Raw genomic sequence first — 23,734 nt, 5'->3', positions numbered from 1 at the left:
GGCGAAGACTACGCCCATCTCCACACCCCAGACGGTATGGGTTAGTTTCATTTAAAAGAAGCCACCGCAGGACTATGACTGGTCCCCTGCGGCCTTCTTGGTCACCCGGCGATATCGCGAATGGCGATCTCGCTCATGATGCGTTCCAGCACCTGATCGATGGATAATTCCGTGGAATCCAGCTGTATGGCGTCAGCCGCCGGTTTGAGCGGGGCTACCGCTCGCTGGGTGTCACGCTCATCGCGAACACGTATCTCATCTAGCAGACTCGACAGACTAACACCATCGACTTTGCCCTTCAACTGCAAGTATCGACGGCGCGCACGCTCCTCGGCACTGGCGGTGAGGAAAATCTTCAAGGGCGCGTCCGGAAAAACCACCGTGCCCATGTCGCGGCCGTCAGCGACCAGGCCCGGCATTTCCTGGAATGCACGCTGGCGCTGCAGCAGCGCCTCGCGCACAGCGGGCAGCGCCGCAACCTGGGATGCGCCGGCGCCGACACTTTCAGTGCGAATCACATCACTGACTTCATCGCCTTCCAGAATGATTCGCTGCAACTGACCGTCGGTCGCAGCGATAAATTGCACGTCCAGATGAGCGGCGAGTGCTTTCAGCAACTCTTCATTGGTCAGATCAACACCATGATTGTGCGCGGCGAACGCCAGCAATCGGTACAACGCGCCCGAATCCAGCAGATTCCAGCCCAGACGCTTTGCCAATATCCCGGCGATGGTGCCTTTACCGGAACCGCTCGGACCATCGATGGTAATGACTGGCGACTTGTTGATCACGACTGAGCCTCTTCAGCAACCCGGATACCGACCTGTGCGCACAACGCGAGGAAGTTCGGGAACGACGTCGCAACGTTGGCGCAGTCATGAATGCGGATCGGCGCAGTCGCGCGCAGCGATGCAACGCTGAATGCCATGGCGATCCGGTGGTCACCATGACCATGCACCACACCGCCGCCGATCTGGCCGCCGTCGATGATGATGCCATCCGGGGTCGGTTCGCATTTGACGCCCAGCGCCAGCAAGCCATCAGCCATGACCTGAATCCGGTCCGACTCTTTGACCCGCAGCTCTTCAGCGCCTCGCAGCACCGTGCGCCCTTCGGCACAGGCTGCAGCCACGAACAGCACCGGGAATTCGTCGATAGCCAGTGGAACCAGCGCTTCGGGAATCTCGATACCTTTCAGTTTAGCTGCACGAACGCGCAAATCTGCAACGGGCTCGCCGCCGACTTCACGCTGGTTTTCCAGCGTGATATCGGCGCCCATCAGACGCAGAATATCGATAACGCCAGTACGCGTCGGATTGATTCCAACGTGCTCAAGTACCAGCTCCGAACCTTCAGCGATCGACGCCGCCACGAGGAAGAATGCGGAGGAAGAGATATCGCCCGGCACTTCAATGTGGGTTGCAGTGAGTTTGTGACCGGATTCAACCGATGCGGTCGCGCCATTGACGGTGACCGGGTAGCCAAAGCCGCGCAGCATGCGCTCGGTGTGGTCACGAGTCGGTGCCGGTTCGGTAACAGTGGTCTTGCCGTCGGCATACAAACCGGCCAGCAACAGGCAGGATTTCACCTGAGCGCTAGCCATCGGCATGGTGTAGGTCAGGCCTTTGAGCTTATTGCCGCCACGGATGATCATCGGCGGGCGACCTTCAGCAGCGGTCTCGATCACCGCCCCCATTTCACGCAGCGGGTTGGCCACACGATTCATTGGGCGCTTGGACAGCGAAGCATCGCCCGTCAGGGTGCTGTCGAAGTTCTGCGCAGCCAGCAGGCCCGACAGCAGGCGCATCGACGTACCGGAGTTACCCAGATAGATCGGGCCTGGCGCAGGTTTCAGGCCATGCAGGCCAACGCCGTGAATGGTCACGCGACCATGGTGCGGACCTTCGATCACAACACCCATGTCACGGAAGGCCTGCAGGGTCGCCAGAGCGTCTTCGCCCTCAAGGAAGCCTTCGACTTCGGTGACGCCTTCAGCCAGGGAGCCGAGCATGATCGAACGGTGGGAAATCGATTTGTCACCTGGTACGCGAATCCGACCGGACAAGCGGCCACCAGGTTGAGCCAGGAAAATCAGATCGTTGGAATTCATAGCGTCCACATAGGCCCGGCGGGCCAGGATTTTACTGAAATGCTCGCGGGCAACCCGGGCGCGCGTGAACACGCCCAACAATTGGTGCCCATCCCCTGCATCGACCGCGTCGCGCAAGGCGTCGAGGTCGCTGCGAAATGTATCGAGTGTGCGCAGGACAGCTTCGCGGTTGGCGAGGAAGATGTCGTGCCACATGACCGGGTCGCTCCCCGCGATTCTTGTGAAATCGCGGAAACCGCCGGCAGCGTAACGGAAGATCTCAAGGTTTTCATTGCGCTTGGCCAACGAATCGACCAAGCCGAACGCCAACAGGTGTGGCAAATGGCTGGTCGCCGCCAACACTTCATCGTGGCGTTCGACCTGCATGTGTTCGACATCGGCGCCCAATTCGCGCCACAAACGGTCGACCACTGCCAGCGCGGCCGGATCGGTTTGATCCAGCGGCGTCAGAATCACTTTATGACGACGGAACAGCTCGGCATTGGAGGCTTCCACCCCGCTCTGCTCGGAACCGGCAATCGGATGCCCCGGCACGAAACGCGACGGTATGCCGCCAAAAGCTTCAGTTGCCGCACGCACCACATTGCCTTTGGCACTACCGACGTCAGTCAGAATCGCAGCACCCAGATCCATTGCAGCCAGGCGCGCCAGCATTTTTTCCATGGCAAGGATCGGCACGGCCAGCTGAATCACGTCAGCGCCCTGGCACGCAACAGCCAGGTCTTCTTCGCAGCGATCCACCACGCCCAACTCGACCGCCAGTTTGCGCGACTGCGGGTCGAGATCGACCCCCACCACTTCGCGGCACAGGCCACTTTCACGCAAACCCTTGGCGAACGAACCACCGATCAATCCCAGACCGACCACCACCAGGCGACCGATCATAGGTGCAGCAGATTGCAGTGCAGTGACATCAACCACGAGCCAGAACCTTGGTCAGCGCCTCAAGGAAGCGACTGTTTTCAGCCGGCAAACCGATGGTGATGCGCAGATGGTTCGGCATACCGTAATTGGCCACAGGACGCACGATCACACCTTCACGCAGCAAACCCTGGAACACCGGCGCGGCCACTTGACCCAGATCGACACAGATGAAGTTGCCCTTGGATGGAATCCAGCTCAACCCCAGTTCACGAAAACCCGCTTGCAGTTGCTGCATACCGGATTCGTTCAGGCGACGGCTTTCAGCCAGGTACTCGACATCCTGCAACGCAGCACACGCCGCGGCCAGGGCCAGGCTGTTGACGTTGAACGGCTGGCGGACACGGTTCAGCACATCAGCGACGACGGCAGTGGACAAGCCATAACCAACGCGCAGCGATGCCAGGCCATAGGCCTTGGAGAACGTGCGCGAAACCAGCAGGTTCGGGTAAGCCGCGAGGAAATCCAGGCCATCCGGCAGATCACTGCCTTCGGCGTACTCGATGTAAGCCTCATCCAGCACCACCAGCACGTGCTCCGGCACGTCTTGCAGGAATTCGTCCAGCGCCTCGGTATCAAACCAGGTCCCGGTCGGGTTGTTCGGGTTGGCGATGAACACCACACGAGTATTGGCATCGATGGCCGCCAGCATTGCAGGCAGGTCATGCCCCCAATCCTTGGCCGGAACCACCTTGGCCTGCGCGCCGACAGCCTGAGTCGCGATCGGATAAACCGCGAACGCATGCTCGCTGAACACGGCATTGAGGCCCGGCGCCAGATAGGCACGCGCGACCAACTCAAGAATGTCATTGGAGCCATTGCCCAATGTCACCTGGCTCAGTTCGACGCGACACTGCTCGGCCAACAGAGACTTGAGTGCAAAGCCGTTGCCGTCCGGATAGCGGGTCAGCTCGGCCAGCGCATCACGAATCGCGGCCAGCGCCTTGGGGCTAGCGCCCAACGGGTTTTCGTTGCTGGCCAGCTTGACGATGCTCGCCGGATCAAGGTCCAGCTCGCGTGCCAGCTCATCCACAGGCTTGCCCGGAACGTAAGGCGAAAGTTGTTGCACGCCCGGCTGTGCCAGAGCGAGGAAGTCACCACTCATTTGCTACCCCTTAGAGAACTGCTTTCGGGTAGGAACCCAGCACTTTGAGTGCCACTGCTTCCTGACTGATCTTTTCCAGCACACCTTTGACCAATGGATCACGGTGGTGGCCGACGAAGTCGATGAAGAACACGTAGGTCCATTTACCGCTGCGCGATGGACGCGTTTCGATTCGCGTCAGGTCGATTCCGTTGTCGTGGAACGGCACCAGCAACTCGTGAAGCGCACCGGGCTTGTTGCTCATGGAGACGATGATCGAAGTCTTGTCGTCGCCGGTCGGCGGCACTTCCTGGCTACCGATCATCAGGAATCGCGTGGAGTTATCCGGGCGATCCTCGATTTTCTCGGCCAGGCGGGTCAGCCCGTACAGGCCGGCAGCCATGTCGCCGGCAATCGCCGCCGAGTTCCACTCACCTTTTACTCGCTTGGCCGCTTCGGCGTTGCTGGACACCGCCACGCGCTCGACATTCGGGTAGTGCGCGTCCAGCCACTTGCGGCACTGGGCCAGGGACTGGGCATGGGAGTAGATGCGGCTGATGCTGTCAGTCTTGGTGTTTTCACCGACCAACAGGTGGTGGTGAATCCGCAACTCGACTTCGCCACAGATGACCATGTCGTGTTCCAGAAAACTATCGAGGGTGTGGTTGACCGCACCTTCCGTGGAGTTTTCCACCGGCACCACGCCAAAATTCACCGCACCGGCCGCCACTTCGCGGAACACTTCGTCGATCGCCGCCATTGGCTTGCTGATCACGGCGTGGCCGAAGTGCTTCATGGCCGCCGCTTGAGTGAACGTGCCTTCAGGGCCGAGGTAAGCCACTTTCAGCGGCTGCTCGAGCGCCAGGCACGAGGACATGATTTCACGGAACAACCGCGCCATCTCTTCGTTGCCCAACGGCCCCTGATTGCGCTCCATTACGCGCTTGAGCACCTGGGCTTCACGCTCAGGACGATAGAACACCGGCACTTCGCCTTCGGCCAGCGAGGCCATCTTTACTCGCGCAACTTCCTGGGCGCAACGTGCGCGCTCACTGATCAGCTCAAGGACTTTTTCGTCCAGGGCATCAATGCGCAGGCGCAGTGCCTTGAGTTCTTGCTCAGACATCAGCCGTGTTCCTTCTCGAACTCTGCCATGTACGAAACCAATGCGTTGACCGCAACGATATCGACGGCGTTATAGATGGAGGCGCGCATGCCACCCACGGAACGGTGGCCCTTGAGGTTCAACAAGCCACGCTCGTCGGCACCGGCCAGGAACGGCTTGTCGAGACGGTCGTCCGCCAAACGGAACGGCACGTTCATCCACGAGCGGTCAGGCGTGTTGATCGGGTTGCTGTACAAGCCGCTGGCATCGATGAAGTTGTACAGCGTGCGCTGCTTCACTTCGTTGAGCTTGCCGATGGCTTCAACGCCACCTTGCTCCTTGAGCCACTCGAACACCAGACCAGACAAGTACCAGGCCAGGGTTGGAGGCGTGTTGTACATCGAGCCGTTATCGGCGGCGACCTTGTAGTTGAGCATGGTCGGGCAAATGGAACGGGCGTGACCCAACAGGTCCTCGCGAACGATGTTCACCACGATACCGCTCGGACCGATGTTTTTCTGGGCGCCAGCGTAGATCATGCCGAAACGCGAAACATCGACCGGACGCGAAAGAATGTCCGAAGACATGTCGGCGACCAGCGGAACGTCGCCGGTTTCCGGGATCCACTGGAATTCCAGGCCACCGATGGTTTCGTTTGGTGCGTAGTGAACGTAGGCCGCGTCTTTCGACAGCTTCCATTCGTTCTGGCCAGGAATGGCGAAATAGTCGTAAGGCTTGGCGGTAGCGGCAACGTTGACGTGGCCGTAGCGCGAAGCCTCTTCGATAGCTTTCTGCGACCAGATACCGGTGTCGATATAGTCGGCAGAGCCGTTTTCCGGCAACAGGTTCAGAGGAATCTGAGCAAATTGCTGGCTGGCGCCACCTTGCAGAAACAGCACTTTATAGTTCGAGGGGATATTCAGCAGATCACGCAGATCCTGCTCGGCCTTGGTGGCAATGGACACGAACTCATCGCTGCGATGGCTCATCTCCATGACCGACAGACCTTTACCATGCCAGTCGAGCAACTCGGACTGGGCACGCAACAGGACAGCTTCAGGAAGCGCAGCAGGACCTGCGCAGAAGTTATAGGCTCGTTTGCTCACATCCACTCTCGCTATGCAATCACGGTAGCGGACAGAGCAAACACTCTGCCCTGCTACGATTTTGGTTAGTCTTGCGGCTCTTCTTCGTCTGCGGCGTCCGCCTGCAGGTTGTCGACAGCATCGTCCGGTTCGGCACCGATTACGGTTCCTTCCAGCTCAACACCCTCTTCACCTTCCAGTTCTTCACCTTCGACTTCCGACGGCTCCTGAACCCGCTCCAGACCGACCAGCGTTTCATCGCTGGCCAGCTTGATGAGGGTCACGCCCTGGGTGTTTCGACCCAGGCTGGAGACTTCGTCGACACGGGTACGAACCAAAGTACCCTGGTCGGAAATCAACATGATTTCCTCGCCGTCGAGCACCTGGACTGCACCGACCAGACGACCGTTACGGTCGTTGCTGACCATGGCGATAACGCCCTGGCCGCCACGCTTGTACTCAGGGAACTCGGTGATCGCCGTACGCTTGCCGAAACCACGCGCCGAAGCGGTGAGGATCTGGCTGCCTTCTTCCGGGATCAGCATGGAAATCAGCTTCTGACCTTCCGGCAGGCGCATGCCGCGAACACCGCGAGCGGTACGGCCCATGGCGCGAACGTCGGTTTCCTTGAAGCGAGTGACCTTGCCACCGTCGGAGAACAGCATGACTTCGCGCTCGCCATCGGTAATCGCGGCAGAGATCAGCACGTCACCTTCGTCCAGCTCCAGCGCGATCAGACCTACGCTGCGTTGACGGCTGAAGGATTCCAGCGGGGTCTTCTTCACGGTGCCTTTGGCAGTGGCCATGAAGATGAAATGACCTTCTGTGTACTCCTCGACCGGCAGCATGGTGGTGATGTATTCATCACTGTCCAGCGGCAGCAGGTTGACCAGCGGACGACCACGGGCAGCGCGGGACGCTTCCGGAATTTCATAGGTTTTCAGCCAGTACACCTTGCCCTTGCTGGAGAACAGCAGCAGCGTGGTGTGGCTGTTGGCGACCAGCAGGTGAGCGATGTAGTCCTCATCCTTGACGCCAGTCGCCGACTTGCCTTTACCGCCACGACGCTGAGCCTGGTACGCAGCCAAAGGCTGGGTCTTGGCATAGCCACCGTGGGAAATGGTCACGACGCGCTCTTCTTCCGGGATCATGTCACCCAGGGTCAGGTCGAGACGGGCATCGAGAATCTCGGTGCGGCGCACATCGCCGTATTCGGCGCGAATCACTTCCAGCTCTTCGCGGATCACTTCCATCAGGCGCGTGGCGCTGCTGAGGATGCGGATCAGCTCGCCGATCTGGTTGAGGATCTCTTGATACTCGGCCAGCAGCTTTTCGTGTTCCAGACCGGTCAGGCGGTGCAGACGCAGTTCCAGAATGGCTTGCGCCTGCTCTGGCGACAGGAAGTACTTGCCTTCGCGCAGACCGTATTGCGGGTCCAGGGTCTCTGGACGGCAAGAGTCGGCACCGGCTCGCTCGACCATCGCCACTACGGCGGAGGATTCCCAGGCAGTGCTGATCAGCGCTTCCTTGGCTTCCGACGGCGTTGGCGAGGCCTTGATCAGGGCGATGACCGGGTCGATGTTCGACAGGGCAACCGCTTGACCTTCCAGAATGTGACCACGTTCGCGGGCTTTACGCAGTTCGAACACGGTACGGCGGGTAACGACTTCGCGACGGTGACGAACGAAGGCTTCCAGCAGGTCCTTGAGGTTCAGGATCCGCGGACGGCCGTCGATCAGCGCAACAATGTTGATACCGAATACGGCTTGTAACTGAGTCTGGGCGTAGAGGTTGTTGAGGATCACCTCAGGCACTTCGCCACGGCGCAACTCGATCACGACGCGCATACCGTCCTTGTCGGACTCGTCGCGCAGTTCGGTGATGCCTTCAAGTTTTTTCTCTTTCACCAGCTCGGCGATCTTCTCGATCAGACGCGCCTTGTTGAGCTGGTAAGGGAGTTCGGTGATGACGATCTGCTGGCGGCCACCGACCTTGTCGATGTCTTCGATCGTCGAGCGGGCGCGCATATAAATGCGGCCACGGCCGGTGCGATAGGCTTCGATGATGCCGGCGCGACCGTTGATGATCGCGGCCGTCGGGAAGTCCGGACCAGGGATGTATTGCATCAGCTCATCGATGGTCAACTCGGGGTTGTCGATGAGTGCCAGGCAACCGTCGATGACTTCACCAAGGTTGTGCGGCGGAATGTTGGTCGCCATGCCCACGGCGATACCGCTGGAGCCGTTGACGAGCAGGTTGGGAATACGGGTCGGCATGACCGCCGGGATCATTTCGGTGCCGTCGTAGTTCGGCACCCAGTCCACGGTTTCCTTGTGCAGGTCAGCCAGCAGCTCGTGCGCCAGCTTGGTCATGCGCACTTCGGTGTATCGCATGGCCGCGGCATTGTCGCCGTCCACCGAACCGAAGTTGCCTTGACCGTCTACCAGCAGGTAGCGCAGCGAGAATGGCTGCGCCATCCGGACGATCGTGTCGTATACCGCGGTATCACCGTGCGGGTGATACTTACCGATAACGTCGCCGACAACACGGGCAGATTTCTTGTACGGCTTGTTGAAGTCGTTGCCCAGCTCGCTCATCGCGAACAGCACACGCCGGTGCACGGGCTTCAAGCCATCGCGCGCATCCGGCAAGGCCCGCCCGACAATTACGCTCATTGCGTAGTCGAGGTAGGACTGCTTCAGCTCGTCTTCGATATTGACCGGGAGGATTTCTTTGGCCAGTTCGCCCATGAGAAGCTCGATTCCTTTTTCTGGTGAAACTTCGTCACATCCATATGGGACGAACGAAGCTCGCCGCTGCAGGCTGAGTGCCATACACCGACTTACGACAAATCAACAAGTTGAACCCTGGATTTGCGCAGTAAAGACAACCCCGTGGGGCAGCCTCGGAAAACGCCGGATGTTATCACAAGAGCCGCCACGCACCTATCCCCCAGATGCGCATGGAGCATAGTTAGTTGACCGATGACAGGCTTGAAGGAGACGAGAGAGGCTCAGAGCTATCCCAAGTCCGGATTTGCAGGCGAAATGCGGGGGCAGACCGAGTAATCGTTCATCGCGGGCAAGCCTTGCTCCTACCGGAACGTGAAACCTGTGAGAGCAAAGCTTGCTCGCGACAGCAATTTATCCGACAACACAAAGCGTCAATGCAGGCGCTTGCGGCACATCAACTGCGCCATCTTCGCGGTATCCGGACGCTCGACGATGCCTTTTTCAGTAACGATCGCATCAATCAGGTCCGCCGGGGTGACGTCGAACACCGGATTGAACGCATCGACGTCCGCCCCGACCCGCTTGCCACCGACTTCCAGCAACTCGCGACCGTCACGTTCCTCGATAGGAATTTCATCGCCACTGGCCAGGTTCATGTCGATGGTCGAGCTCGGCGCCACCACCATGAAGCGCACACCGTGGTGCATGGCGTTAACCGCCAACTGATAGGTGCCGATCTTGTTCGCGACATCGCCATTGGCGGTGATCCGGTCGGCGCCGACGATCACCCAGGTCACGCCTTTGGTTTTCATGATGTGCGCAGCGGCTGAATCGGCATTCAGGGTCACCGGAATCCCCTCGTTGGCCAGCTCCCACGCCGTCAGACGCGAACCTTGCAGCCACGGACGGGTTTCATCGGCGTAAACGCGCTCGACCATGCCTTCAATAAAAGCGCCGCGAATGACACCCAGAGCAGTGCCGAAGCCGCCGGTGGCCAGTGCGCCGGTATTGCAATGGGTCAGGATTGCCTGGGCATTGCCCTGATGTTTGCGGATCAGGTCCACACCCAGTTGGGCCATGGTCAGGTTAGCTTCGCGATCACTTTCGTGAATGGCGATAGCCTCCGCCTCCAGTGCCGCCAGCGGATCAGCATCTTCCTTGAGGCGATCCAGGCGGTCACGCATGCGACTCAAGGCCCAGAACAGATTCACCGCCGTTGGACGGGAATCGGCCAGCAACGCGTAATCCTCTTCCCACGAGGCCTGCCAGTCACCGCCCTCGGCAATTCGGGCGCGGGCGGAAAGCACCATGGCATAGGCCGCACTGATACCGATCGCCGGCGCACCGCGCACCACCATCGAACGAATGGCCTCGGCCACACCGGCTGCGCTGGTGTAGGCAATCCAGGTCTCTTCGAAGGGCAAAATACGCTGATCCAGCAGGTACAGGGCGCCATCACGCCAATCGATGGCCTTCACTTTCTCCGCAGCCAACAGTCGATCGCGCATCCCACACCCCGCACTCAAGCACAAAAGCCGCCGATTATAGCGATCCCCCCGCGAAGACGCTCGGGTATACTTCGCCATCCTTTACAAAAGCACTGGAACCGATCTTCGATGCCGAACACAGCCGCTGCGCTCGACCTGTTATTGCTGCCGACCTGGCTGGTACCCGTCGAACCCGCTGGCGTTGTCCTCAAAGAGCATGGCCTGGGCATCCGTGACGGACGCATCGTGTTTATCGGCCCACGCTCGGCTGCGCTGAAGCTTAACGCAACTGAAGTACGCGAGTTGCCAGACGTGCTACTCAGCCCCGGCCTGATCAATGCCCACGGCCACGCCGCCATGACGCTGTTTCGTGGCCTGGCCGATGATCTGCCGCTGATGACCTGGCTGGAGAACCACATCTGGCCGGCAGAAGCCAAATGGGTCGATGAAGCGTTTGTACGTGACGGCACGGACCTGGCCATCGCCGAACAGATCAAAGGTGGCATCACCTGCTTCTCTGACATGTATTTCTTCCCGAAGGTTGCCAGCGAGCGCGTGCACAACAGCGGTATTCGCGCCCAAATCGCCATTCCGATCCTCGATTTCCCGATCCCGGGCGCCAGCACGGCGGACGAAGCCATTCGTCAGGGCGTGGAGTTGTTTGGCGATCTCAAGCATCACGAACGCATCAAAGTCACTTTTGGCCCCCATGCCCCCTACACCGTGGGCGATGAAAACCTGGAAAAAATCCGGGTGATTGCCGAAGAGCTGGACGCCTCGATCCACATGCATGTCCATGAGACGGCTTTCGAAGTGCAGCAGTCCCTCGAGCAGCGTGGTGAACGTCCTTTGGCCCGACTCGGGCGCCTGGGTTTGCTCGGGCCACGCTTCCAGGCCGTTCACATGACCCAGATCAGCGATGAAGACCTGGTGATGCTGGTAGAAAGCAACACCAGTGTGATTCATTGCCCGGAGTCCAACCTCAAGCTGGCCAGTGGTTTTTGCCCGGTCGAGCGGTTGTGGCAGGCGGGCGTCAATGTGGCCGTGGGCACCGATGGCGCCGCCAGCAACAACGATCTCGACCTGCTGGGCGAAACCCGCACCGCTGCCTTGCTGGCCAAGGCCGTTGCCGGCTCCGCCACTGCGCTGGATGCTCATCGTGCCTTGCGCATGGCCACGCTCAATGGCGCTCGCGCGCTGGGCATCGAGTCTGAAACCGGTTCACTGGAAGTCGGCAAAGCGGCAGATATCGTTGCCTTCGACCTGTCAGGCCTGGCGCAACAACCGGTCTACGACCCGGTTTCGCAACTGATCTACGCCACCGGCCGCGATTGCGTGAAACACCTGTGGGTCGCTGGCAAGCAACTGCTCGATGACCGACGCCTGACCCGCCTGGATGAAGAACAGCTTTGTGCCACCGCCAAAGCCTGGGGCCAGCGCATCAGTGGCCGTACCGAATCGTAAGATCCCCGGACCGAAAACCGGGGCAACAGGATTTTTCAAGTTTTAGAGGACTGAATCATGAGCAACGTCGACTACGCCGAAATCGCCAAATTCGAAGCCCTGGCCCATCGCTGGTGGGACCGTGAAAGCGAGTTCAAGCCGCTTCACGACATCAACCCGCTGCGGGTCAACTGGATTGACGAGCGGGTCAACCTGGCCGGCAAGAAGGTTCTGGACGTCGGTTGCGGCGGCGGCATCCTGAGCGAGGCCATGGCCCAGCGCGGTGCCACCGTCATGGGCATCGACATGGGCGAAGCACCGCTCGCGGTCGCCCAGCTGCATCAGCTGGAATCGGGCGTGAATGTCGAATACCGCCAGATCACCGCCGAAGGCCTCGCCGAAGAAATGCCCGAGCAGTTCGACGTCGTCACGTGCCTGGAAATGCTCGAGCACGTGCCCGATCCTTCTTCGGTCATCCGCGCCTGCTTCCGCATGGTCAAGCCCGGCGGCCAAGTGTTCTTCTCCACCATCAACCGCAACCCGAAGGCGTATATGTTCGCTATCGTCGGCGCGGAATACATCATGAAACTGCTGCCGCGCGGCACCCATGATTTCAAGAAGTTCATCCGCCCTTCCGAGCTCGGCGCCTGGAGTCGCATGGCCGGCCTGACCGTCAAAGACATCATCGGCCTGACCTACAACCCGCTGACCAAACACTACAAACTGGCGGCCGACGTGGACGTCAACTACATGATCCAGACCCTGCGCGAGGAGTAAGCCGATGCGTATCAGAGCAGTCCTTTTTGACATGGACGGCACGCTGCTCGACACCGCGCCGGACTTTATTGCCATCTGCCAGGCAATGCGCGCCGACCGTGGCTTGCCCCCCATGAATGACAAGCACATTCGTGACGAGATATCCGGTGGCGCCAAGGCGATGGTCGCCGTGACCTTTTCGATGGACCCGGAATCGCCTGGCTTTGAAGAGCTGCGACTGGAATTCCTGGAGCGCTATCTCGCCGGCTGTGCGGTTCACAGCAAGCTCTTCGACGGAATGGGCGAATTACTGGCCGACATCGAGAAGAGCAACCTGATCTGGGGCGTGGTCACTAACAAGCCGCTGCGTTTCGCCGAGCCGATCATGCAACAGCTGGGGCTGGCCGAGCGTTCCGCGCTGCTGATCTGCCCGGATCATGTGAAGAACAGCAAGCCCGACCCGGAGCCGCTGATTCTCGCGTGCAAGATGCTCGATCTGGACCCGGCCAGCGTGTTGTTTGTCGGCGATGACCTGCGTGATATCGAGTCGGGGCGCGACGCCGGCACCAAGACGGCCGCCGTGACCTATGGCTACATTCATCCGGACGATAACCCGCGGCATTGGGGTGCGGATGTAGTGGTCGATCATCCGCTGGAGTTGCGCAAGGTGCTCGATAGCGCGCTGTGTGGCTGCTGAGCGGCGACGCAGAGCGTCACTGGCTGCATTCCCACGCGGAGCGTGGGAACGATCTAACTCTCGTAGAGGTTTCTTATGTTTGATTATTCCGCCCGCCCCGAATTGCTCAAGGACCGGGTCATTCTGATTACCGGTGCAGGCCGTGGCATCGGCGCGGCCGCTGCGAAAACCTACGCAGCCCATGGTGCCACCGTACTGTTGCTGGGCAAGACCGAAGCGAATCTGACGCAGGTTTATGACGAAATCGAAGCGGCCGGGCACCCACAGCCAGCGGTGATCCCGTTCAACCTGGAAACCGCCCTGCCCCACCAGTACGATGAACTGGCGGCGATGATCGAGACCGAATTCGGCCATCTCGACGGGTTGCTGCACAACGCGTCGATCATTGGTCCGCGCACGCCGCTCGAACAGCTGTCCGGCGAAAACTTCATGCGGGTCATGCAAGTCAACGTCAATGCCATGTTCATGCTCACCAGCACCCTGCTGCCACTGCTCAAGCTGTCGCAGGACGCCTCGGTGGTGTTCACCTCCAGCAGCGTCGGCCGTAAGGGGCGCGCCTATTGGGGCGCTTATGGCGTGTCCAAGTTTGCCACCGAAGGCTTGATGCAAACCCTGGCGGACGAAGTAGACACCGTGGCCCCCGTTCGCTCCAACAGCATCAACCCGGGCGCCACGCGCACCAGCATGCGAGCCCAGGCCTATCCGGGGGAAAATCCGCTGAACAATCCGACCCCGGAGGAGATCATGCCGGTCTATCTCTACTTGATGGGCCCGGACAGTACCGGCATCAATGGTCAGGCTTTTAACGCGCAGTAATCACCACACGTCGCTTTTACGTGCCGCGCCGACTTCCCGTCGCGGCACTTAAAGCGCGTCGTAAACACTCCCTCAGCTGTCAAACAACCGCCACCCACTTTGCCAGCCGTCTTCCCTGCAAAGTCCAACCTGCTGAATTTGATAGCCTTTTATCTGAATGAACCGAATGGCACAACTTTCGCTCTAACGTTGCTCAAACACGCAGTGTGAAAGCAGTCGGGGGGATGTCTGAGTCGATAGGTTACTAATCTTCGGCAAAGCAGACTAAACTTGCGCCAAATGTCCTACGGGACTGATGGACCAGTACGACGCGCAGCCCAAAGCCGCTCTCACCCAGCCTGTAAGACAGTCTTACTGCTTTAGGGGCTCACGCCATATGAAATCACCTCCCCAGACCAACGCAATTGACTTCGATAGCGCGAAATTGCAACGCCTGGGACTTGGTCAGCAGCCACCCCTTCTGGAGCGGCCCGTCAGCCTTGCGCAATTGCGTCAGCAACTGGGCCAGCAGCTGCAAACCAGTCTTGAGCCCCAACGGATTCTCGGACTTTTCTTTCGCGAAGTTCAGCGCCTGGTGCCGCTGGATGCCTTGAAATATGAGCATCAGGCCAGTGACCTGCGCCTGGAGTTTGGCCAGCGCGGCCATCACTCGGTCAGTTACAGCCTCAGCCATGAAGGCGAGCCCCTTGGTGACTTGGTATTCCGTCGTAATCAACGTTTCAGTGAACTTGATCAGGGCAACCTGGAGTCACTGCTGTCCGCATTGCTCTTTCCGATACGCAACGCCTTGCTGTACCGGGCGGCGACCCAAAGTGCATTACGCGACCCCTTGACCGATACCGGCAACCGCATTGCCATGGACCAGACCCTCGAGCGCGAAATCGAGATGTCGCGGCGCCACTTGATGCCTTTGTCGTTGCTGATGCTGGACATCGATCATTTTAAAAACGTCAACGACAGCTACGGTCACAATGCTGGCGATGAAGTGCTCAAGACAGTCGCCGGCGCAATCAAAAACCAGCTGCGCAATGTCGACATGGTGTTTCGGTTTGGGGGCGAAGAGTTCCTGATCCTGTTGTCCAACACCACTCGGGAAGCAGCAGCCATGGTCGGCGAGCGACTGCGGATTGCGGCCCAGTCCCAGGACTATCAGGCGGATGGCAATGCCGTTGAACTGACCGTCAGCCTTGGATGCTCGACCCTGTTGCCAGGTGAGTCTGCCGAAAGCCTGTTGCGACGCGCCGACAGTGCGTTGTATGTCGCCAAGCGCGAAGGACGTAACCGTTTGGCGATGGCGGGTTAAGCCTTTGAAAACTCAAAAAAGGGGAGCCAATCGGCTCCCCTTTTTTGTGCACAACCGTCAGATCAACTTTCCGCCAACGCCATGCGCTCACGCACCACCGCAGCTTTTTCTGAATGCTCCAGTTGCATGCAGCGCTCCAGAAACAGATGCATGTAGTCGTAGCTCTTGCAGACGGCCTGGCGCAATTCCACTTGCAGGGATGCGCTCGGGTTCATGCCCGCCAGGGTGCAGATGATTTCCAGCGCTTCCCATGGATGCGCGTCGTCGTACTGAGCGTGCATCTTCAACCACTTCATGGCCCGTTTGCGATCTTCTTCAGGGAACGCTGCGGCGTAGATGCCACTGGAGCACACCAGCGCCGACCACTCCCCAGTGGCGCCTTCGATGGCGTAGTTGGTGGCCGCGATGGCGACGATCAACGAGTCTGCTGAACTGGTGTGCCAGCACCAATGGCTCAGGGCATGAAGTTCGGGAGCGACTTGTTGCGCTTGCAGATCCTCCAGGCTGACACCATGAGCCCTGCTCCAATGCACCCAGTAATCGGCGTGGTTCAGCTCGACGCGAATATTGCGCATCAGCCAACGACGCGCCATGTCTTCACCTGGATGGCGGGCAAAGCGGGTCTTGGTCAGGTTTTGTGCCATGTATAACGCGAACTGTTCAACCACCGGCCAGCCACCGATAAGGTACTGGCGCATGGTTTTTGCACTGAGCTTGTTGTCTCGCATGCGTTGATACAGCTCGTGTTCGACAACCCGGCGCTTACTCTCGCTGCAATCCTTGATGAGCTGTTGCGCCCAGGCGGGATAACTTGCAGCTTCCATGAGTGGTCCGGTTCGGTTGAATGTGTCGATCACTGTCGGGCTCCTTTTGATTGTGATTGTTCGGATCAACAAGAGATTTCAACGGAACGTGCCCGGGGCCTTGAACAACAGAGGCTGGGGCCTGGCAGGACGACTTTGCAAACTATCGCAGGTAAACAGATGCGGGCGTTCAATCACATACCCTTGAGCGAAATCGACCCCGATCTCCAGCAATGCCTGTTCAATCTGGGGTGACTCTACAAACTCGGCAATCGTGCGCTTACCCATGACATGGCCGATGTGGTTGATCACTTCGACCATGGCGCGGTTAATCGGGTCGTCCAACATATCCTTTACGAAACTCCCATCGATCTTCAGGAAGTCTACAGGCAAATGTTTCAAGTAAGCGAACGAGGACATTCCGGCACAAAAGTCATCTAACGAGAAGTGACAGCCTAAACCTTTGAGTTCATTGATAAATCTAATTGCACTGCCCAAATTGGAAATTGCACTTGTTTCAGTGATTTCAAAACAAATCATTTCAGGCGGAATTGAATAATTAACAAACTGTTCACGCAGGAAGTCCAGAAACGCCTCATCTCCGATAGTTGTGCCTGACAGATTAATCGCACACATCGCGTACGGCCCCTTGCGCTCTTCGGCTTTGCATTGGGCAATGATCTTGAAAACATTCTCCACCACCCAGCGATCGAGTGCGGTCATCAGTCCATAACGCTCCGCCGCCGGAATAAAACTGTCCGGCAGGATCATACGACCGGCTTCATCATGCAGGCGCAACAGAATCTCGATATGCCCGCCACCGCGCTCGGTATGCCCCAACGGCGCGATTTCCTGGGAGTACAGGCAAAACCGGTTCTCTTCCAGCGCCATGTGCAGGCGCTGCACCCACGCCATCTCGCCAAAACGCAGTGACAGTTCCGAGTCATCGGCGTGATAGACCTGAACCCGATTGCGCCCTTTTTCCTTGGCCATGTAACACGCCATATCCGCGGCGCGCAAGGAAGCCTCCAGGGTTGTAGGCGGTTGCGCGACATGCACCAGCCCGATACTCACCGTGGTGACAAAGGGTCGCCCCTTCCAGACAAAATGCAGGTTCTGTACGGTCTGACGCAAACTTTCGGCAATCTTCTCGGCCGCTTCCGGTGCGCAGTTTTCCAGCAAGATACCGAACTCATCGCCCCCCAGCCGAGCCAGGGTGTCTCCTTCACGCAAACCGGATTGCAACAAGGCACAAATATGCCGCAGAAGCTCATCGCCCGCCGCGTGGCCGCAGGTGTCGTTGACCAGTTTGAATTGATCCAGATCGAGAAACATCAGGGCATGGCGCCCGGAATGCCGTGTCAGGTTGTGCAGTGCCTGCTCCAGTCGGAACTCGAACTCACGCCGGTTGGCGAGCCCGGTCAAGGCGTCATGTGTCGCCTGCCAGGACAGATTGGCAATGTATTGGCGCTCCTGCGTCATGTCGTGCAACACCAGAACGGTGCCGCTGACCTTGCCCGCATTGCGAATCGGCGAACCGACCAGCGTCACCGACACCGTGCTGCCATCGAGCCGCTGAATCAGTTTGGAATGTTCGCTGCCCCCACTGAGTTGACCACTCAGAATATGTTCGATCAGGGTGAACCCGTCAGCCTGGGCGTTTTCGTCCAGCAAGTTGAACAGCGCCGCCAGAGGCAAACCCGTCGCCTGTTCGGCTTTCCAGTGGGTCAGGGCCTCGGCGGCGGGGTTCATGTAGGCGATAGCGCCTTCGACATCCGTGGTGATCACCCCGTCGCCGATCGATTGCAAGGTGATCTGAGCCCGGTCTTTCTCCAGTTGCAGCGCCTCGGCGAACTCATGGCGCTGCTTGAGCAACTTGTGCGTACGCAGCAACGCAAGGGCAATCAGGCCCAGCGCCGTGGCGAGGTTGGTCACCAGCAATAACCGGAGAATCAAGCGAGAGCCCTCGCCCAATGCGTCGCTGAACGCTTTGGCGGCTGGCGTCACGGCATCGTTGATGGCGAGTATCTGGTCTCTCCAGCGTTTGATATCGGCAGATGTGACCTGACTGTCGGCCACGCGCCGATGCATCTCTTGCGCAACCTCATCGAGCTGTAGCAGGTACGCGTCCCCCACCGTCCAGCGGTCGATGGCTTTTTCAAGGTAACTGAAGTGTCGGAAGTTGAGGTAGAGCCAGATCAGACTGGAAACGTCGTCCGGGTGATTGCCTCCCTTGAGGATCGCCACTCGCGCGGCTTCGATATCAGGTGGCTGGTGGTCCAGCGCCAGGCGCAGCTCGTGGCCACCCTGAGGTACAGCAATGGCTTTCTGGTATTTGAGAAAAATCGCCTCGTCGCGACTGTCCGCGTAAAGGTTGAGGTAATAGATGGCGTCTTTTTGCCCCTTCGACCACAAACTTTCACCGGCCACATAGCCGCGCACTGCCGACAGAACGTAAAGGCTGACGCCACCCAACAGGGCCTGAAACAGCACGACGGCAATAAATGGCCAGACAATGCCCAATAGCCGCGGCGTTCCGAGAGTCCGGGTTTGATTCATGAGGTCCCTTGTTTTAGCACTGCCAGATCATCATCCCAATGTGATCGCTCCTCCAAGACTAGGGTGCGTTGCCCCTACAGGCAAGCCAGAGTCGACATTTCACCCTCCGTGCTTCCTGAGAGGCATGTGGATGCATTCTCAAACACTAAAAAGCCAATGCACGCAAACCAATACAGTCACTCTGGATATCGACCTATGAACCGCTCTCGTCGGGGCCTCATGCCGAAAATCTGGAGCGATATATATGTACCTCACTATTATTTTTTGCCGGCGTAAAACTGGTCGTCTTTCTGTAAGCGCTTACAACTTGAACATCGCCTTACAGGAGTCCAGCCAATAATAGAGAGACACCCATGAACATGCCGTCACCTACAACATCACCGAGTGACTTATCAGAAGAACAACATCTACCATTCTCCGCGGCCATGGAGTACCAAGGTGTGTTGTCCGACTACGACACACTTATCGCCGCTCTGAGAAAGCCCGATTTCTCATCAAAAGACCTGGAAACCTTCATAGTTCTCCAATCTACTTCCCTCCTCCGCGCCCAAGATAAAGAACCAGGCACCCTCAAGCTTGTACAAATGATCAACCATTACGGCATCTCCCCCTGGGATCCGGGAAACGCCGCTGAACATCGTGCGACGATTCACACCCTGGAAGAAAAGCGCGCCCGCTACTCGCTGCAACTGGACAGTGGTGTTGATATCGAAGCGATCAATCGCACCCCAGACAAAAAAGACCTTAAGCTCCTGGCAACCATCCAGAAGGCCTCACCGAAAGATGGCATGACCCTCGATAGCCTGATCGCTCAACTGACGGATCGGGACATTATCGACATCGTTAAGCGATTCCTCCCCAAATCACAAACTTCACTCTTTAGCCACTTCGAAAAAAACACCTCCCCTCGCCCGACCATCGAGCAAGTTCGCGCGACGCCTATGGTTTTTCTCGAAAAAATTCTACGCTCTGCGGAGTCCCAGCGACTAGGGAGTTTATTGCTGGAAGGATTGAACTGGTACGGCGGCAAACCGGGTGAGGATGCCTCTACCGGGGTACGAATCAAATTGATCAGTAAAGCCATTCGGCTCTGGACAAATACATCACGGAACGACAAGCCAGAAAACATTTCCGGGTACCCTTGGCAACAGCGCTCAAACTGGGGAAAGAGTTACCAGAACATCTGGGCGGAATTCGAGCAGCATCTATTCGACAGCAAACAAGCGTCCTCAATGGTTGAGGCCATCTTGCTCGCTCGCTTGTTCCAAACCGAATTTCCAACAGAGTTTCAAGTCTGCGACATCCCGCCCGGCCTGCCCTATAGAAGCTCCGTCGTCTGGGTCAATTTCGTTCACGGAGTCACGCTCGCTGAAGCCATGGAGCCGGACTTGATCCAGCGCATGAGCTTCCAGCAATTGGTGGATTTTCCGCTTCGGCAGTCTATGCAAGCCAGTCCACAAGAGCTGGAACTCATCACCCTGTGCAGAATGCCTGCAACTCTCGAATGGGCGATTACCAATGGTGTTGTTACTGAGAGAATCGACTCGGATTACTCACTTGAGGAAAAAACTCAATCTATCAAGTCACTCGACGAACACACCGACGCCTTGAGAAAAGCGATCATTCAACTGGACGTCGACTACCCAAAAAGATCTTCTATCGCCGAGAGGGAGATGAGGACGTATTTCAGGGACTCTTTACGCTGGACGCCTGTAGGATTCAGAGAAGTCTTTGGCAACCGAACCCACTTTCCGTTCATCTCTGACGGGCGAAAGTTAATTGAAGACTTCGAATCCAGTGAAGCAGGTGGGTTTTTACGAACACCACCGCTACGGGACAAAATCTACACCTTTCAAGACGTCTACATGTCAGGGAGGCTGAACAGAAGCTGGCACATCACCCAGCAGGATGGAACACGCAAAAGCGCGTATCGAATCAGCCTCAACACAGATCGTACAATTAACTCCAATGATCCCAGTTTTCCTGACGCACTGAAGCGAAAACCCCTGCCAGATGCGACGCAGTTATTTGAGGCGGAATTCAAAAGCTATCTCGATTTGAGTAAAAGCGCGTATCAAACACTGCTGAAAAGTCTGCTGACATCACTCCCCCATGATGAACGCCAAGCCATAGAGTTGGGCGAGGTAAAGATCTACACCTTGAGAAAATCCACCAACGAGATAGAGCTACAAGACGAGACACCCGCCATCACGCTACCGCTTCGGCTTCGAATGGGCTTTATTTTGCAAATCTCTTACAAGAACCGGGTTGCCTATTACGAATGTTTACCACGTGCAGGAATTATTCGACGGCGTGTGGATTTTTCATTTGCCATGCTCAACGGAACAGTAAATAGCCAGCAAATCCAAGGGGTCCTCGGGAATGCTGAAGTCATAGCGGTGCGACGTGAACAAAGAGTTCCGATTGACTGGTCAGCTCATGAAACCGGTAGTTTTCCGAAAGAAAATGCAAGGTGCGAGGCAATCATTGATCAGTTTGGTAAAACATTTACCGCCCCTTCCATTGGCATCGAGAATGAGCAATCGGCGCGCCCAAGCGTAACGAGTTCCCGAGCAACGGAACTTTCAAACTACATTGCCGACCACTTTTTTTACTATGACGAAAAACTGCTTCATGCTTCGGCCAAGGGCGAAACCGAGATTGAGCGTATCGCCGCGCGCCCTCATTGGCTGGTCTCCGTCAAAGGGTTCATACCGTTTTGGGGAGGCATAGAAGACCTGCTTTCAGGCGACCCGAAAAAAAGGGTATGGGCCATTTTTGGTTTGATTGTGGATGCGGCCTCGTTCGCGCTTCCCTTGGGGAAATTCGTATCGGGCTCAGTGAAGCTGGCCTCCATTGCAGTCCGCTCGGGTGTACGCGCTGCACTTCCGCGATTTGGCGCACTGGCTGAAAAACTGCTTATTTCATCCGTACAAAACGCAATTCCTTTCTATGGCCTTCCGACGCTGGCACTACGGCTCTCACGCGGAACTCTGAGAGGTTTGTATGCAGGCGTTAAATTCGCAGCCAAAAAGTCTTACAACAGCTTGAAGCCTGCACTCGGTAGAGCAAACACGTACAACTTCATCGAAGGCTTGCCTCAGGTCAATGATCCAGGCCGCTGGCGCCCCCTCACACAGAGCGATCAATTGGCGACCTTTCGCGGACTCGACGATGTCCCTGTACGCAACATCGGCTCGACCACCAAGCCCGCACACTATTTGATCGACCCCCTATCCGCCAAACCCTATGGGCCTGTATTGAAAGTGTCGGAAAAAGAACTGTCCATCGGGCCATCGATGTATCCGACCGTCAGAGAAAACAGCGAAGCACTGCTGTTCAATATCCCCGAAAACACTCGCGTAAACGAAGTCCTTGAAATTGACGGCCGAACGACGCTGTTCATCGACGACGTGCCGTATCGACTGGACGGCGACGCCCTACGGCGCGCAGACCTGCGGGATGCCCGGGAAACGCTCAAGCCGATACCTTGTCGGCCACGACGCGCCCCAGGGTCCGTTTGCGAAACCAGTTACGCATGGCGCGATCCCGCTCCGACGCCGGCCGCCGGCACATTCGACGAAACCAAAGGCTGGGCTCCATGGTTCGGGGACAGTATCTATACCTCAGCCATAACGGGGCGCGTTCCGTTACTGAAGACCGTGAATTATCCTGGCAGGCTCATGGCTACGATCGAGTATCAGAAAGGGATTTACGGAAGAATCAAAGCGAACATCTCCGGCCGCGGGAGTCAATTTGATACCTTCAAGACCGGCGCTATCATTGTCCCGGCACTGGACGGTTCGAAACACTATATTTTCACCCGACTGGGCGCCGGCGATTTTTACGTCGCCGAGCGCTTTGCGGGGCAAAGCCTCACCGCGCCCCTGACTTTGCGCAAGGCAAAAACATCGCCCCACGATGTGGTAGAGGAGTTGAAGAAGGTTTATATCGGCTCGCTGAATGCCAATAACATGGCCAGAATTTATGGTATTAACCGCGTCGAGCGCGCCTTGAAAGCCATGGATGACATTGCCATACCGATCGGTGGCCATACCAATCCGCCCCAGACCCTTAAACATCTCAACGTGGATACCAGCCCCGCGGAAGCCGTGTTGTTCGATCACTCGACAAGAATGATCGTGCGTCATTCAACCGACGGTGCTGCGACTTGGTCACTGTCCCGGACGGCGCCGGACAGTGCTCGTGAAACCACTGCTGAAATCTTCAATACACTCTTTTGCAAAACGGTTGTCACAGTGGAGTCGTCGGTTCGGGGCGCACCCAAGGCCTTGAAAATCGATAACACGATGCGACAACTGCAAATAGAGATCAGTAAAAAACTGAATAGGCCGATACACAGTTCCAGAAACATTGCGTTCGCCGAGATCAAGACGAAGGCCGGGGTGCGTGAAGTGTATGTCAGTGTTTCTGGCAATCAAGGGGACACCCATTTCCTGCCCCTGTTTTCCAGAAGCAGACAGACAAACGAAGTGAAAGTAGACGGCACCAGTTACTTCAACATAGATCATGACATCAACTTCCCGCAGACATCACTTAGCGTCTCCGATTCCGGCAAGCTACGGGCGATCCCTCACACCATCGACAACATCGAAACATACACACCTGCGCTCACGTCGCGCCCTACCTCACTGGACACCGAGAGCAAGCTCATCAGCGCCATACGAGACAAATACCCTGACCCTAAAGAGCTGGATTCCATCACGATCGCCACCACCATGGCACCTTGCGATTCATGCGCGATCGTCATGAAGCAATTCAGCTATGACGGCAACCCTGATGCGCTGGGCGTGATATGGAAGTAGACATCCG

15 protein-coding genes are annotated in these 23,734 nt (G+C 57.6%); 6 read left to right on the top strand and 9 right to left on the bottom strand.

The window, feature by feature from the left end:
- Window positions 1-101: 101 nt before the first annotated feature.
- The 7 genes from cmk to mtnA all read right to left on the bottom strand — a co-directional run bounded on the left by cmk (window position 102) and on the right by mtnA (window position 10,545).
- A complete protein-coding gene (cmk, locus tag AC1D2P_RS02580; protein ID WP_027924112.1) occupies window positions 102-791 on the bottom strand; it encodes a (d)CMP kinase in 690 nt (229 codons plus the stop codon).
- Complete coding sequence (locus AC1D2P_RS02575) at window positions 788-2,995, bottom strand: bifunctional prephenate dehydrogenase/3-phosphoshikimate 1-carboxyvinyltransferase (RefSeq protein WP_477757839.1); 2,208 nt, start codon at window positions 2,993-2,995, stop codon at window positions 788-790. The genes cmk and AC1D2P_RS02575 overlap by 4 nt, the downstream gene beginning before the upstream one ends.
- Window positions 2,996-3,023: 28 nt before the next feature.
- Complete coding sequence (hisC, locus tag AC1D2P_RS02570; RefSeq protein WP_109785241.1) at window positions 3,024-4,136, bottom strand: histidinol-phosphate transaminase; 1,113 nt, start codon at window positions 4,134-4,136, stop codon at window positions 3,024-3,026.
- A gap of 10 nt (window positions 4,137-4,146) precedes the next feature.
- A complete protein-coding gene (gene pheA / locus AC1D2P_RS02565) occupies window positions 4,147-5,241 on the bottom strand; it encodes a prephenate dehydratase (RefSeq protein ID WP_007899727.1) in 1,095 nt (364 codons plus the stop codon).
- Window positions 5,241-6,326: a 3-phosphoserine/phosphohydroxythreonine transaminase gene (serC, locus tag AC1D2P_RS02560; protein ID WP_477757784.1), complete on the bottom strand. Its 1,086-nt coding sequence runs from the start codon at window positions 6,324-6,326 to the stop codon at window positions 5,241-5,243. The genes pheA and serC overlap by 1 nt, the downstream gene beginning before the upstream one ends.
- Window positions 6,327-6,391: 65 nt before the next feature.
- Window positions 6,392-9,055 (bottom strand): DNA gyrase subunit A, encoded by a 2,664-nt coding sequence (gene gyrA / locus AC1D2P_RS02555; protein ID WP_046031749.1) that lies wholly within the window; start codon window positions 9,053-9,055, stop codon window positions 6,392-6,394.
- Window positions 9,056-9,468: 413 nt separating this feature from the next.
- The gene (mtnA, locus tag AC1D2P_RS02550) at window positions 9,469-10,545 is read right to left on the bottom strand and encodes an S-methyl-5-thioribose-1-phosphate isomerase (protein ID WP_046031748.1); all 1,077 of its coding nucleotides are present in this window, start codon (window positions 10,543-10,545) and stop codon (window positions 9,469-9,471) included.
- A gap of 108 nt (window positions 10,546-10,653) precedes the next feature.
- On the opposite strand from mtnA, the gene AC1D2P_RS02545 reads away from it, so the two are divergent.
- From AC1D2P_RS02545 to AC1D2P_RS02525, 5 genes are all read left to right on the top strand, one after another.
- Window positions 10,654-11,988: a TRZ/ATZ family hydrolase gene (locus AC1D2P_RS02545; protein ID WP_109785240.1), complete on the top strand. Its 1,335-nt coding sequence runs from the start codon at window positions 10,654-10,656 to the stop codon at window positions 11,986-11,988.
- Between the two features lie 57 nt (window positions 11,989-12,045).
- On the top strand, window positions 12,046-12,744 hold the full coding sequence (gene ubiG / locus AC1D2P_RS02540; RefSeq protein ID WP_046031746.1) for a bifunctional 2-polyprenyl-6-hydroxyphenol methylase/3-demethylubiquinol 3-O-methyltransferase UbiG: 699 nt from the start codon (window positions 12,046-12,048) through the stop codon (window positions 12,742-12,744).
- 4 nt (window positions 12,745-12,748) lie between these two features.
- On the top strand, window positions 12,749-13,420 hold the full coding sequence (mupP, locus tag AC1D2P_RS02535; RefSeq protein WP_046031745.1) for an N-acetylmuramic acid 6-phosphate phosphatase MupP: 672 nt from the start codon (window positions 12,749-12,751) through the stop codon (window positions 13,418-13,420).
- A 75-nt stretch (window positions 13,421-13,495) separates the two neighbouring features.
- The gene (locus AC1D2P_RS02530) at window positions 13,496-14,236 is read left to right on the top strand and encodes a YciK family oxidoreductase (protein WP_046031744.1); all 741 of its coding nucleotides are present in this window, start codon (window positions 13,496-13,498) and stop codon (window positions 14,234-14,236) included.
- 376 nt (window positions 14,237-14,612) lie between these two features.
- Entirely contained in the window at window positions 14,613-15,539 is a 927-nt protein-coding gene (locus AC1D2P_RS02525) for a GGDEF domain-containing protein (RefSeq protein ID WP_046031743.1), read from the top strand.
- 62 nt (window positions 15,540-15,601) lie between these two features.
- On the opposite strand, the gene AC1D2P_RS02520 is transcribed toward AC1D2P_RS02525, so the two are convergent.
- Complete coding sequence (locus AC1D2P_RS02520) at window positions 15,602-16,363, bottom strand: iron-containing redox enzyme family protein (RefSeq protein ID WP_263295453.1); 762 nt, start codon at window positions 16,361-16,363, stop codon at window positions 15,602-15,604.
- A gap of 78 nt (window positions 16,364-16,441) precedes the next feature.
- The gene (locus AC1D2P_RS02515) at window positions 16,442-18,901 is read right to left on the bottom strand and encodes an EAL domain-containing protein (RefSeq protein WP_046031741.1); all 2,460 of its coding nucleotides are present in this window, start codon (window positions 18,899-18,901) and stop codon (window positions 16,442-16,444) included.
- A gap of 353 nt (window positions 18,902-19,254) precedes the next feature.
- Between AC1D2P_RS02515 and AC1D2P_RS02510 the strand changes: the two genes are divergently transcribed.
- Entirely contained in the window at window positions 19,255-23,727 is a 4,473-nt protein-coding gene (locus tag AC1D2P_RS02510) for a hypothetical protein (RefSeq protein ID WP_477757785.1), read from the top strand.
- The last annotated feature ends 7 nt before the right edge of the window (window positions 23,728-23,734 follow it).

Source organism: Pseudomonas sp. P1_F1_2 (assembly GCF_056405815.1).
The sequence above is the reverse complement of the archived record's forward strand: the minus strand, read 5'-3'. Positions and strand labels throughout refer to the sequence as shown.